The organism is Terribacillus saccharophilus (assembly GCF_002272745.1).
Lineage (GTDB): Bacteria > Bacillota > Bacilli > Bacillales > Amphibacillaceae > Terribacillus > Terribacillus saccharophilus_B.
The window spans coordinates 291,882-305,729 of record NZ_NPBD01000007.1 but is presented as its reverse complement, the minus strand read 5'-3'; the positions used below and the strand labels follow the sequence as shown (position 1 = coordinate 305,729).

The 13,848-nt window shown below is 43.5% G+C and carries 11 protein-coding genes; 2 read left to right on the top strand and 9 right to left on the bottom strand.

All coding sequences use genetic code 11. The features are described 5' to 3' along the window. Positions 1 to 7: 7 nt before the first annotated feature. Positions 8 to 1,000 carry a glycosyltransferase family 2 protein gene (locus tag CHH58_RS08755; RefSeq protein ID WP_249275082.1) on the top strand — a complete coding sequence of 331 codons (993 nt, stop codon included), beginning with the start codon at positions 8 to 10 and terminating at the stop codon, positions 998 to 1,000. Positions 1,001 to 1,139: 139 nt separating this feature from the next. On the opposite strand, the gene CHH58_RS08750 is transcribed toward CHH58_RS08755, so the two are convergent. From CHH58_RS08750 to msrA, 9 genes are all read right to left on the bottom strand, one after another. After that, positions 1,140 to 2,930, bottom strand: coding sequence for a solute:sodium symporter family transporter (locus CHH58_RS08750; RefSeq protein ID WP_095227652.1), 1,791 nt, complete (start codon positions 2,928 to 2,930; stop codon positions 1,140 to 1,142). Positions 2,931 to 3,028: 98 nt separating this feature from the next. Beyond that, the gene (locus CHH58_RS08745; RefSeq protein ID WP_095227650.1) at positions 3,029 to 4,222 is read right to left on the bottom strand and encodes a hypothetical protein; all 1,194 of its coding nucleotides are present in this window, start codon (positions 4,220 to 4,222) and stop codon (positions 3,029 to 3,031) included. Positions 4,223 to 4,305: 83 nt separating this feature from the next. Next, positions 4,306 to 5,163, bottom strand: a complete 858-nt coding sequence (locus CHH58_RS08740) for a VOC family protein (protein ID WP_095232167.1) — start codon at positions 5,161 to 5,163, stop codon at positions 4,306 to 4,308. Between the two features lie 107 nt (positions 5,164 to 5,270). Beyond that, on the bottom strand, positions 5,271 to 6,455 hold the full coding sequence (locus CHH58_RS08735; RefSeq protein ID WP_095227646.1) for a NupC/NupG family nucleoside CNT transporter: 1,185 nt from the start codon (positions 6,453 to 6,455) through the stop codon (positions 5,271 to 5,273). Between the two features lie 197 nt (positions 6,456 to 6,652). Beyond that, positions 6,653 to 8,728 carry a Na+/H+ antiporter gene (locus tag CHH58_RS08730; protein WP_095232166.1) on the bottom strand — a complete coding sequence of 692 codons (2,076 nt, stop codon included), beginning with the start codon at positions 8,726 to 8,728 and terminating at the stop codon, positions 6,653 to 6,655. A gap of 105 nt (positions 8,729 to 8,833) precedes the next feature. Next, positions 8,834 to 9,712 (bottom strand): aldose 1-epimerase family protein, encoded by an 879-nt coding sequence (locus CHH58_RS08725; protein ID WP_095262383.1) that lies wholly within the window; start codon positions 9,710 to 9,712, stop codon positions 8,834 to 8,836. After that, positions 9,709 to 10,530, bottom strand: a complete 822-nt coding sequence (gene yidA / locus CHH58_RS08720; RefSeq protein WP_095227640.1) for a sugar-phosphatase — start codon at positions 10,528 to 10,530, stop codon at positions 9,709 to 9,711. Before yidA ends, CHH58_RS08725 begins: the two co-directional genes overlap by 4 nt. A gap of 73 nt (positions 10,531 to 10,603) precedes the next feature. Continuing rightward, a complete protein-coding gene (locus CHH58_RS08715; protein WP_095227638.1) occupies positions 10,604 to 11,335 on the bottom strand; it encodes a GNAT family N-acetyltransferase in 732 nt (243 codons plus the stop codon). Continuing rightward, on the bottom strand, positions 11,329 to 11,997 hold the full coding sequence (gene msrA / locus CHH58_RS08710; protein WP_249275081.1) for a peptide-methionine (S)-S-oxide reductase MsrA: 669 nt from the start codon (positions 11,995 to 11,997) through the stop codon (positions 11,329 to 11,331). The genes CHH58_RS08715 and msrA overlap by 7 nt, the downstream gene beginning before the upstream one ends. 258 nt (positions 11,998 to 12,255) lie before the next feature. Between msrA and CHH58_RS08705 the strand changes: the two genes are divergently transcribed. After that, positions 12,256 to 13,773, top strand: coding sequence for a glycosyltransferase family 2 protein (locus CHH58_RS08705; RefSeq protein ID WP_249275080.1), 1,518 nt, complete (start codon positions 12,256 to 12,258; stop codon positions 13,771 to 13,773). Positions 13,774 to 13,848 lie beyond the last annotated feature (75 nt).

Sequence of the window (13,848 nt, the reverse complement as noted above, 5' to 3'; positions counted from 1 at the left end):
GAATCCATTGACTACATCTTTGCCTGTTCTTACATTAGTGATTCCTTGTTATAACGAAGAAGAAATTTTAACGGATACTTGCTCCAAGCTCTCATCGACACTAGCCGCCTTAATGCAGGAGCAACTTATATCACCTGCAAGCAGTATCTTGTTCGTAGATGATGGCAGCAAAGATCATACGTGGCAGCTGATCAAAATAGAGCATCTAGCCAATCGGTTCGTCACGGGAATAAAGCTCGCAGCTAATGCAGGACATCAGCGGGCACTTCTTGCCGGGATGCTCCATGCGAAGGATTATTCCGATTGCGTCATCACATTGGATGCAGATTTGCAGGACGACATCTCTGTTATCCGGACTTTTGTACTGCGTTATCTGGAAGGCTATGAAATTGTGTATGGCGTACGAAATGACCGCACATCGGATACTGGTTTCAAGCGTAACACTGCTTCGCTCTTCTATCGGACAATGGAGATGCTCGGAATCCGGCTCATTTCCAATCATGCCGACTATCGACTGCTGAATAACCGAGCCTTAACAGAACTAAGTCGCTACAACGAATCCAAACTATTCCTTAGGGGCATCATTCCACAAATAGGGTTTCGATCTGATATCGTGACTTATGAACGAAAGCCGCGACTCGCTGGAGAAACAAAATACCCTCTGAGAAAAATGCTCAGTTTTGCATTTGAAGGTATCACCTCCTTCAGCATCGCTCCTATCCGTCTCATTGCTGCAGTTGGCTTCGGCCTATTTCTTATTAGCTTGCTCGCTGCATGTTATGCTGCTATGCAGAAAGTATTCGGGGAGCCAGATGCCGGCTGGACTTCCTTGATTATTTCTATCTGGCTGCTCGGAGGTCTGCAACTCATGGCCATTGGCATTATCGGTGAGTATATTGGTACAATTTTTGCAGAAGTGAAAAAGCGCCCCTTATATACAATCGATAGCATCTTGAAACAATTGCATCCGCAAGATAGCACGCACTTTACGAAAACTTAACAAATATTTTGCATTGATGCAGTTTTTCTGTTAGACTATCTTACAAACAGGATACCCCCAAAATATTTCTGTTTTATTTGCTGCTGTGTGCTCAGTAGCAATAAAAAAGCCACTCATCTGAGTGGCTTTTTTGCTTTTATCAATCCCCGCTTAGTCGTGCTTTACGGGCAGTCTCCGTTTGCTTTCCAACATAATTATGATACTTCTGATGCCAAGTTTTAATAGATACGATATAGAGAACGACGTTTGCCGCAATGAGTATGGCGATAACCGGCCAGAACCAGTTCGAAACCGCTGCTTCCTCGTAAGCCAATCCGATTGGCGAGAAGATGACGTAGAAAATGATAATCGAGAAAATCAACGTAATGGATACAGGAATGGCGTGCTTCCAAGGAACAAGATGATCTTCCCCATTTTCCGCATAAAAGACTGGTTTGATCACTTTCAATGGTTTTATTTTTGCCATGATAAGCATGAACACGACCTCGATAGCTAACAAGATTCCGTATACGTGGATATAGTTGATACCAGGATCCCAATCGAATATCTGCCGCAAGCCCCACACCATCATATAGTAAGCGACAACGTGAAATATAATTACAACTTTCGCAGCTGCAGCTGGTACGCGTTTAAAGATCATTCCCATCAATACAATAACAAGGATAGGTATATTAAAGAATCCAGTAAACTGTCGGATCAGATTCCACAAGCCATCTGGTGCGTACATGAGAAATGGTGCAACAAAGAAGGATACGAGGGCAATGATAATGCCCAGAATCTTGCTAACCTTAATTAATTTCTCATCAGAAGCATCTGGTTCGAATACAGGCTGATAGATATCAAGCACCAGCAACGTAGCGACACTATTTAAGATAGAGTTAAAGCTGCTCAGAACAGCTCCGAATAGTACAGCCAGGAAAAAGCCGAGCATCCATACCGGTAAAACATCACTGACAAGTGTCGGGTAGCTCAAATCTCCATTCTGTATGGAATCTCCATACAGATGGAAAGCAATGATACCAGGTATAAGCATGAATATCGGGACTAGAAGTTTCAAGTAACCCGTAAATAGGACACCTTTTTGTCCTTCTGCCAGGTTTTTCGCACCTAAAGCGCGCTGGATAACGTATTGGTTTAATGCCCAATAAAATAGGTTAGCAAAAAGGATACCTGTAAAAATAGAGAAGAATGGAACATTATCAGTACTGCTGCCGATAGCATTCAGCTTCTCGGGACTATTCTGGACAATGTGCTTCATCCCATCTACCATATTTCCTTTACCAAGCAAAATAAAGCCTAGTATTGGAACGAGAAAGCCGATGATGACCAAACCAATTCCATTCAACGTATCAGATACTGCTACAGCCCTCAAGCCGCCGAAAATTGCATATACTGCCCCAACAATACCGACAAACCACACTGTCATCCACAATGCCTGTGTATATGTAATATCAAGAAGTTCCGGTAAATCGAATAATTGAAGGACGGATACACCGCCAGAGTAGAGCATGGAAGGAATCGTCACACACATGTACCCGAGCAGGAACAAAATAACGGTCAATCGCCGGACAGTCTCATCATACCGTTTGCTCAAGAATTCCGGTATGGTGGAAATGCCAATTCCAAGGAACTTCGGCAGCAGGAAGATTGCCATGATGATTGCTGCAAGACCAGCTGTTACTTCCCAGGCCATGCCCGACATATTATTCGTGAAGCTCTGTCCGTTTAATCCTATCAGCTGCTCAGCCGATAGATTCGTCAGCAGCAGGGAGCCTGCTATGAACACCCCTGTCAAACCGCGCCCTGCCAGGAAATATTCATCTGCCGTACTGACATTCCCTTTCGTCATATAGTAGGATACCACAGCGACCAGCGCCATGAAAAAAGCACAAGAAAGCAAAATAAAAATGATTTCACCAATACTGAACATGCGATCACCCTTTATGTAAGTATAGCCCGAATTTTGTCAGGCTTCTTTTAAGTAACCGTTATCATGCTCCTGAAAACCTATTTATCAATTTATTTTAATTATCTATCTGTCCGAACATATACGAGCTCATATTGACTTGCCTCTTGGAGTTCAACCCATGCTAACTCAAGCTGCAGCAAATCATCCAGCTGCTGCTTTGCTTGCTCACTAAAAATCAATTGTTTTTTAGCTTTGACAGCATCTGGTACACGGTCTACTATGCACTCTCTAATGAGTCCAGAATATATTCCAACGTGAATGCTAGCCTCTACTCCTTCTACAGAAATACCTGATTTGGTGTAAGCAAAAAGAAAAATATATGCTGGTTCAAGCTCGTCCTCAATAGAAGCATCCGGGGCCAGCTGCTCTCCAGCATGCTTCCATTCCCCAAGCGGCTGATCTGTTACAGCTGAAAGAAAAAGTACTGCTTGCTGCTTAAGCTCCTCCTCTGTATATCTCCTGTCTTTATTCCATGGCGTAGCTCCTGAATAAAACTGTACTTCCTCATTCTTTCGGACCGTAACTTGATCAGGGATTTCATTAATAGGCTGATTATCTACAAGATCTTTTTCCGCCCAAAGTTGTACACCATCTTCGTTATAATAGTTTACAAAGTCCTTTGTTATCCCCATTAAGCTTGCCCAATCCTTATGGTCGTCTGCAGCCTCGATATCTGCGAGAACCGGCGGGAGTTCGGTGAATAATACTGTACCGTCTGCATGCACGCCAATAGCTTGATCCGAAAGCTTATATAATGTACTTCCACCTTCCACTGCAACCACAATAGGTGTTTCGGCAAGCAGTTTTTGTTTTGCCTCCGTCACATCTATCAACTCATCACTATCAATCAATGTATATGTATTCCGATATAGCTGCGCTGCCGTAACAAAACCCGAATCATGGATCTCTACAGCTAATCCTGCACCAGGTATCGGTAAATGGTGGACTGCATCTTTTTCAGCCAAACGGATTAACGTGCTCTGGCTCTGTGCAGCATAATCCTGCTGAATTACTTCGGCTGCTTCCGGATAAAAAGCTGCAGCAAACTGCTGTGCAAGTACACGAGCATCGCTGCCTTCTTCATCTGGCAGCATCATCTGCAAGTCAAACCCAATAAGATTCTCATTTTCATCTACATCTACAATACCGCATGGCTTTCCTTCTGCTGTCAAAAGGCGCAGCAGATTTCCTTCAGTTGCGACCTGCACTTCTGCAGGAAGAAATTGCTTAAGCTTCTGTATTAGTTGTGTCATCCGTAAACTCCTTTTATTTTTCGTTCCCATTATTATGGCACAGAAATAAAAAGACACACAACAGCAGCTGCTGTTGTGTGTCTTTAATTATGCCCGTGTACGATTAATCTTACTTTTGACCCTACCGGATCTATAAGTGTGTAACTATTCATTTCTTGTTTTATCGGTGATCCAACTGACTCTGCCCTTTTAATCGCTGCCTGAAGTTTCTCTTCATCCGGGAAGACAATTGTGAACCATTCCATGCCTGCTTCATCTGAATTAACAGAAGGTGCATTGGCACCATGCCATGTATTAAGGCCAATATGATGATGATAATTTCCCGTCGATACGAATAAAGCGCCTGGGTAGCTAGAAACGACTGTCTGGAAGCCAAGTACATCGTTATAAAAAGCAGCAGCTTCACCTAGATGACGCATATATAAGTGAATGTGGCCCATGACAGTTCCATCCGGAAGACCATTCCATTCTTCTTTAGATGCTTCCTTTAATAAACTATCGCCATCAAGCGGATCTGTTGTCATTTGAATTTCTCCATCGATCCATTTCCAGCCTTTGTCTGGTTTGTCCGCATAAATCTCAATGCCATTGCCATCGGGATCATTTAGATAAACGGCTTCACTAACCCCATGATCTGATGCTCCAAAGGGCACTCGATTCAGCACATAAAATTTTACAACATCAGCCAAATCAGCTCTGGTGGGAAGAAGCAAGGCAAAATGATACAAACCTGCATGCCGCTCCGGCATGCTTTGAAGGTTTTGACCTTCCTCCAGATAAAGCAGAATTTTGTTTCCAGTTCCAAGCGTTACCTTTCCTTGTTCTTCTTCTATAATGTGTAAACCAATCACTTTTGTATAATAGGCAACAGATTGTGCCAAATCTGCCACACGTAATTTTACTTGCCCAATGTATGTCTGTGGTGGTTGTTGGTAGTGCATACAAGCTCCCCCTCTTAACTTACTTTATGTAAGTAAGTATATTTTAGATATCTATTTACGTCAAGTAACAAAAAAAGAACACCACGTTTACGTGGTGTTCCTCTTATTTATGGCATTAATAGACCAACAACCGTTGCAGATAGGAAACTAACAAGTGTAGCACCGTAAAGCAGCTTCAAACCGAATTTCGCTACAACATTTCCTTGTTTTTCATTCAAACCTTTCACCGCACCAGCAATGATACCGATAGAAGAGAAGTTCGCAAAGGAAACAAGGAATACAGATACGATGGCGACAACGCGATCACTCAAAACAAAGTCTCCACCAGATAGAATCTGCATCGCTACGAATTCATTGGATACCATCTTCGTAGCCATGATGCTTCCTGCATCAACAGCTTCTGACCAAGGGACACCCATAAGGAATGCGAATGGAGAAAATACATAACCAAGCAAGTCTTGGAAGCTGATGCCGAAAATTCCTGAGAAGATACTGTTAATCATAGCAATTAGCGCAACGAAACCAATCAGCATTGCAGCAACAACAATAGCTACTTTGAAACCATCCATGATATATTCCCCGAGCATTTCGAAGAAGGATTGCTTCTCGCCTTTTTCTTCCTCAATCATATCTTCCTTAGGATCCACTTCATAAGGATTGATGATAGAGGCGATGATGAATCCGCCAAACAGATTCAATACTAGCGCTGTTACTACATAACGCGGATCTAGCATTGTCATATACGATCCAACAATAGACATAGAAACAGTGGACATGGCAGATGCACAAAGCGTATACAGACGATGACGCGGCAGCAAGCCAAGCTGTTTTTTCAAAGAAATGAATACTTCTGACTGACCTAGAATCGCTGATGCAACAGCATTATAGGATTCCAGTTTTCCCAGACCATTTACTTTGCTAAGCGCAAGACCGATATATTTAATGAAGAAAGGAAGAATCCGCCAATATTGAAGGATACCGATCAATGCCGAGATGAATACAATCGGCAGCAACACATTCATAAAGAATGCGGATTCTTCTACATTCACTAATCCACCGAAGACGAAGTTAATTCCTTCAGCTGCGTAGCCAAGCAATAGATTGAACCCATCTGAAATACCTTTTACCAAGTAGTTACCTACTTCTGTATTCAATAGAATGAATCCAAGTACAAGCTGTAGGATGATCATGATAATGATCGGGCGAATCTTAATCATTTTTTTATTCGAACTAGCAATCCAAGCTAATCCTAGAAACACGAATAAACCGATGATGCCGATAATATAACTCATGTTGTTCCCCTTTCGCGTATATAGCCAAAACTGCGACGATGTTAATCATCAAAGTAAAACATATATTTCACAACGAGTCCTATTATGCCATATTAATTACACATTACGTAGAACTAAATTAAAAGTAATTCTATTAACAATATTCTAACTACTAACCCAAGTGTACAGCCTTGTCATATGAAAGACAAGGCTGCAGATTAATGGGATGAATCTACGCTTAAAACGACCATTTCATCATAAGTGACAGCTTCTCTTAGTTTAGCTGCTGTCGCCACAGATATACGTTCTTCTTGTATATATTCATGAATTGCATCTCTTTCCATCCGGATTGCACGCATCCGAAACTTATGAAGCTGCTCTTGAAATGCTTCATTGCTTTCAAAGGAACGATAGCGTCCGGCTAGTTTCTTATTGTATAACTGTGTCACAATCAAGGATTCATGACGGTTTGAAGAATTAGTCTGCTCCCTTATCGCATCAATAGCTGCTTGAGCGCCAGCAGCTCGCAACTGTTTCAGCTCATTGCCAACCTCCGGATTTTTGCTTAGGATCTGTTCTGCATGCAGCTTCCAGTTTTCTTTCCATTGCTTACGGAACTTGCGCCGGGTCCTCGCAATCTGGAATGCTCGTTTAAACCTGCTGAAGGTAGTATTGACAAGGTATTGCTCTGGCTGGGTGCTAAGTACCTGGTATAATTGATAAGCTTCCTCAGAAACGACATTTCCTGCTCCCATATCTTTAATGCGTCTATGTTCTGCTTCCCTGCCGACTTTAATCAAGGATTCAATTGTCTGCTTGTTCGGATCCTGCAATATACCTTTTTCCAGGTCGACAAGCTGCTCCTCCAAATCACGCACTACCACGTTTACAGCCAGCTGTGTTTCCCGGACAGCGTCTGCCTGGAGCTGATTAATCGTCTGCTTAAGGATAAGGCGATACACCTCTTTAAAGGGAAGCAGCCCGTCATCTCTTTTTGTCGGCTTCGGAATCATGATCGGCAAACCAACAGCCGCAAAAATCAGGCTGAGCAGTATCACTCCTGTTGCGACGAATAATACCGTATTTCGCATTGGGAACAATGAGCCATTATCTAAATAAAAAGGAATGGACAAAGCAGTTGCCAGTGTAATTGTTCCATGAATTCCGCTCGTAGCCATAATGAGCGCATAATAAGCGCGCCCGACGGTTTCCGTATCCTCTGCAATTACTTTGTTCGGATAGTTCCTGGACATAAAACGCTCCATTCTGCTTTTTGGAAGTGTTGTAAAAGGTTTGTACAAGCTGTACACCCATAGGAAACGGATAACGAACAAAGCGATAAAGACGATGATAATAACTCCAAACAACCTACCCATACCGATTTCGTCCGTATCCTGAATTCCCTGATACACTTCAGGTAATAGAAACCCTAATAGGACGAAAACAAGACCATTCAATACATACTCTACAATTGTCCACGTATTATTGGATAGGATTTGCAGCTTGGTTGTCGTCTGCTGCAGACGATCACGTTCAATACCATGAATGATACTAGCGGCTACCACGGCCAGAATCCCGGAAACATGCACCTCTTCTGCTAGTACATATAGGAAGAATGGCGTCATCACCTGCAGGACAATGAGCATGGAATCATCCTGAAAGCCATATTTCATCAGCTGCAGCCGGATGGTGACGATCACATATCCAGCTACTACACCGATGACCAAGCCACCGATTGAGACGAACAAAAATTCTACTGATGCTCCCCCGAACGAAAAGACACCAGTCAGCGCAGCAGCAAGCGCCACTTTGAAAGATACGATTCCAGCTGCATCATTTAGCAAGGATTCTCCTTCTAATATCGGCATTACATTTGATGGCAGCTTCAATCCACGCGTAATTGATTTTACTGCCACATTATCCGTTGGTGATATCGTTGCAGCCAATGCGAATGCAACGGCCAGAGGCATGGATGGAATAAGCCAGTGGATCAAATAGCCTCCTAGTCCGACTGTAAGAAAAACAAGTCCAAAAGCTAGCAGTATAATTGGCGTCCTCAGCTGCCATAACTCTTTTCGAGATGCTTTTTGACCCTCACTGAATAGGAGCGGAGCAATTACACAAATCATGAATAATTCAGGCTCGAATTCAAGTGATAAATGTAGGGGAAGTATAGATGCGGCCAAACCAAGGATAATCTGGATTAGTGCAAGCGGCAGAGGCAATATTTTACTGACTGCAGTCGAAAGGAGGACCGCTAATAATAATACGAACAATGCTGTAAAGAAACTCATGCTGTGTGCCAAACCTACTTTCAAATAATATTAGCTAGTTTACGTTAATTCACTCATTTTCACTCGTTTAGAAAAGACCGCTACCTGAAGGGAGCGATCTTTAAATTAGAAGAAAGTCATTCGATAAGAACTGTTGAACTCTGCGTCCGGAGCAAGCTTCTGTATCCCTGCCTTTTGTGATAAAACTCCTTTTGAATCCGTTGTATCAGCAATTCCAAACCACGGCTCGATACATACGAAAGGAGCCATCGTACCTGATACGGCATCATATTTGGACCATATTCCGACATACGGAAAGCCTGACAGTGAGACAGCCACACCATTTCCTGCACTGGATTGGAGACGCACTTCTTTGATATGATCGTAAACAAGGGCATCATTCTCGAAAAGTGCTGCCTGAATCGGCACGGCCGGCAATACAGCCGGCTGTTCTTTCTCTTGGATTAATCCATCAGCCAATTCATAAGTTGTGATTTGTTTGTCTTGTACTGGCTTCAAGTGAAGCTTATAATCAGCGGCATGTTCACCTGATTGAAGCGGGACGCGAAAAGCTGGATGAGCACCTATAGAAAAGTACATCGTATCTTCCTCTTCCAAACTGTTCACTTTCCAGTCCACATGCAGCTGATCCGCTTCCAGCCGGTAACGAATTTCCACTCGAAACTCGTAAGGATACACATCTCGGTATTCTCCGTTCGATTCTTTAGCAAATGTAACAGCAGTGGCTTGTGCGTCTGACACTTGAAAAACAGCATCCCGCAGGAAACCATGCTGGGAAAGCTCGTATGTCTTACCTTCCGCTGTATACTGCCCACCCTTCAACCGCCCGACAATCGGGAACAGAACAGGAGAAACGCGGCCCCAATAGGCAGCATCGCCGCTCCACATATAGGAAAGCTGCGTATCTTTATGCAGCACATTTCTAACTTCAGCACCCAATTCTGCAATATCCACTATCAGCGCTTCATTTTCGAGACGAATCATGCTTGTCCCACCTGCAAAATCTTCTTTCGAATTGCTTCTGCAACGCCATGCGCATTATTGGAAGTCGTAATAAAATCAGCAGCTTCCTTTATAGCCGGAATGGCATTATCCATCGCCACTCCGCAGCCGGCGTATTGGATCATGGATAAGTCATTTCCATTGTCTCCAATTGCCATAACCTCTTCCTGCTTGATTCCAAGCTGCTCGGCCAGCTGTTTCACTGCGCTGCCTTTGCTAGCTTCCGGATGAAGTATTTCATAGAAGTATGGTGCGCTTTGCACCATCGTGAAACGACCCTTCCATTCATCCGGCACATTGGCTATTGTCTCGCTCAACCGCTCCGGCTCATCAATAAACATTACCTTCGGAACAAGCACATCCCGGGGAATTTCATCGACAGCGCGATAATGCAGCGGCATCTTCGTCATAAAGGACTCCAGAACTGTATAGTTGCTGATATTTCGGTTCGATGTATATAAGAATTTAGAGTCAAAGTAATGCATCGGCGTATCAAGTTTCAAACTAAGCTGATGTAAGTCGATGAAGTCATCGTAAGATAAAGATAATTGCGATACTACTTCATTTGTATGAGCATTCTGAACAAGTGCTCCGTTAAAGGCAATGACAAAATCTCCGTCCTCATTCAGAATCAATTCTTCTAAATAACGGTAAACACCATGAATTGGTCTGCCTGTACACAGAACAATTTTAACCCCGAGCTTTTTCGCTTCCTGGAGTGTCTCATGCACTTCCATTGTCACTTCATGCTGATCATTCAATAACGTTCCATCCATATCTATTGCTACAAGCTTATACATACTTCATCCCCCTTTATTTTTTTATTGCTATGTATCTCTTTACTAGTATATCGAAAGTGGACGTGCTTCGGTGCTATAAACCTTTATAGTAAGTTGCAATTTTCCTGATAACTTTACAGCCATTCTTCTCAAATACGCGCTGCATCGGCAAATTATCTGCATGGGTGCTGCCTTCATATATGACAGCGCCCATCTCTTTCAGCATCATAAGACTGGCCGCATGGACGATCTGTCCTAAACCCTTCCCGCGAGCTGCAGACACGGTGCCGATATAATAAATACGACCTTCTCCATCTCTTCCCGGCTCCAGATGCGGTATCGTCATGGCAATTGGGATATTGCCCTGAAAGATGATTCGACAGCTAGTTTGCCATTTCTCGCCAAGAAGGCCCTTAACATCATCCAGCTGATTCTCTATAGAACGTGTAGAGGCGCGATTAGCGGACTGTTCCATACAAGACTTCCAAATCTCCAGAAATCTTTTTTCATTCGTTTCACCCATTCCGATAGCTTCCCAACGATAATTAAATGGAAGCCGCTGCTCCTCTGCCAGCTGTTTGCGATACAGGTATTTCCTTGCAAATAAATCATATCCATAATCAGTCAAAAGTGCGTGAAGGGTATCATAATTTTTATCTTCTGTACATACAGTTACTCGAGTATGGACAGAGGAGCTTTTACCCATGACACTATGCGCATGTTCAAGCAGCTTGTGCAATTCGTCTACGGAAGCTGATTCTAGTTGCTCGATATCGACTTGGTTCGAAAAACGCGCTAGCTGAAAATGAGCCGTAGTCTCTACCATTTCAACTCATCCAGCAGTTTCTGAAGTTCAATAACCTCATCTTCAGAAATATTCCATTGCGCTATTTCCTCCTTGATCGATGCCAATGTACCGTATTCCCTGACAAATCCATTTAAACGCGATGTGATTGTAGAGGCATGGAATGTTGCTTCGTCTGGAAAGTTCACCATAAGCTGCTCCGTCGCCCTTTTAAAACGTTTCAAGTAGTACTTCTGATGATGTGGTTCTGCTTCGGTAAAATCATGCATGGGAGCTATTTCTGTATAAATCGGATCTTCTCGTTCAACTTCCAGCTGCTGTTTTACAGCTTCCATTATTGTTTTCTGTTCTGCATTCCGATACAGCAGAAGGCTGATATACTGCCTTTCTTTATACGCTGGCCGGTTCGGATTATGATCATTCCAAAATTTGCGCAGCAGCTCTTCAAGTGAAATTGCATCCGGATCAAAGGTAACTTCAACCGTTTCAGTGTGATCTCCCATCTGCCGATAAGTCGGATCCGATTTCGTTCCGCCTGCAAAGCCGACTCTTGTACGGAGTACACCTGGCAACTGCCCAAAATTTGCCTCTGGACTCCAGAAACATCCCATTCCAAATACAAGTGTATCTATTCGTTTTTCTTCTAACATGTACTGTTCAATAGCCGCTATGTTTATGTCCATTTACCTATCTACTCCTTCTATAATAGAGAATAAGAACTGTAAACAAATTCCACACCATTCGCTAGAAGTTGAGCTTCTCATGCGAATATTCCCTTTATTTGACTAACGAATCATCATTCCAACGAGGTTTTACTATGCTATCATGTGACTTATGAACCAGTTTAGAAGCAATAGCAATACTATTTTTTAAAGAATGCCACAACACGTGTTAACTTCCTGTAAGACTGCTCGTTATAGAAAAAGGAGGAAGAAAGTAAGATGATGACAATTCCTGGCAGCATGGAAACACGTGCATTGCCACGTATCAAGCGTACGTATATGCGTCCGCGGATCGTAGCGTTCATACCCGCCCATAATGAAGAAAAATCGATTCACGACTGCCTGACAGGCTTGAAAGAGCAGGTGCTGCCAAGCGGAGTTGAGCTTGACGTTTTTGTAGTAGCAGACAATTGCACCGACCGGACTGAAGAAGTAGCTAAAGAAACCGGTGAAGAACTCGGATTATCTATTGAAATAATCGTAACAGAAAACAATAAACAGAGAAAAGTCGGAGCGCTTAACGCCGTTTGGAAAGCTATCTATGGAGACAACATGGACATTTACGAAATGGAACGGACTGATTACCAAATTGCCTATCAGCGTTCTGTCAAGGGCATCCTCGGAATGGACGCTGACAGCCGATTAGCACCGCGTGCCTTGCAGCACTTATGGGATGGAATGATGAGTTCCCGGAATATAGGCGGTGTGATGGCGAAATATACAATGCGAATGCCGAAAAAGAAAAGCCTGCTATCCAAGGATGATCCTTATTACGAGGAAAAGCTTGCTAGCGGCGAGTATGGCGGTGCTATGTCCAGATGGTGGACACATCAGCAAAAGCAGGATATGGCAAGCTGGCTTCTCAGTCTACAATACCGCGGCGGAAGCACGTATGTGCTTGGCGGCCAGGCTACCCTTTTCCGACCAGAAGCTTTGTATGAGGTAATGCAGAGCAACAAGCTGGATGGACCTTGGCAGAATGACACAGATGTTGAGGATATGCTGCTCACTTGGCAGCTTCAGAAAAACGGATGGAAAACACTCATCAGTCCGAATGCTCGCTGCTTTGTTGATGCCATGCGCTCTTATCATACATTCCGAAATCAGCGGGTAAAATGGAGTTCCGGCACTGTAAATTTGCTAACTGATCGCGATTTGATGTTGAAAACGAGGCATACTGGTTATTTATGGCGTTCGCAGCTAAAGACGATGATGGATTTGCTTGTGCGCGTACTCTTTGTTCTTCTCTTGGGAGCTGCCATTGCAACAGATCAATTCCTGTGGTCATGGGTATGGTTGATACCAATCGCACTTGCTTCGGTTCTCAACACAATCCTGGCATTGAAGACACCGATGCATCGACCCATAGACATTATCCTTGCCTTCCTGCTGATAAGCCCGGAGCTTTACTTATGGGTCAATTTGATGACCTTTGCACAAGTCTGGGCTGAAAAACTGTCAAACGATAAAAAAGATGGCTGGGCTAATCAGTATCAAGCAGAGGCAGGTAAAACGAGAAGCAAACTTCTGCAAGGTGTCCTTGCCTTGCTGTTGTTCATTAGCATTGCCGTTTTCGCTTGCTACTATTTCCGGGATTACCTGACAAGCGAGGCTGTCCAGCAAGCGACGAATCCATACTTGATGGCCGGCTGGATCGGACTCACTGGATTGACCATATTCATGTCCTGCATTATGATCTATCAGATCTGGACTTTGCGCGGCAGACACCGCGCGTGAATTTGACAGGCTGCCCTTTTCTTAGGCAGTCTGTTTGCTTTATACTTGGAGCAATAGACAGAAAGAAGGGATTCC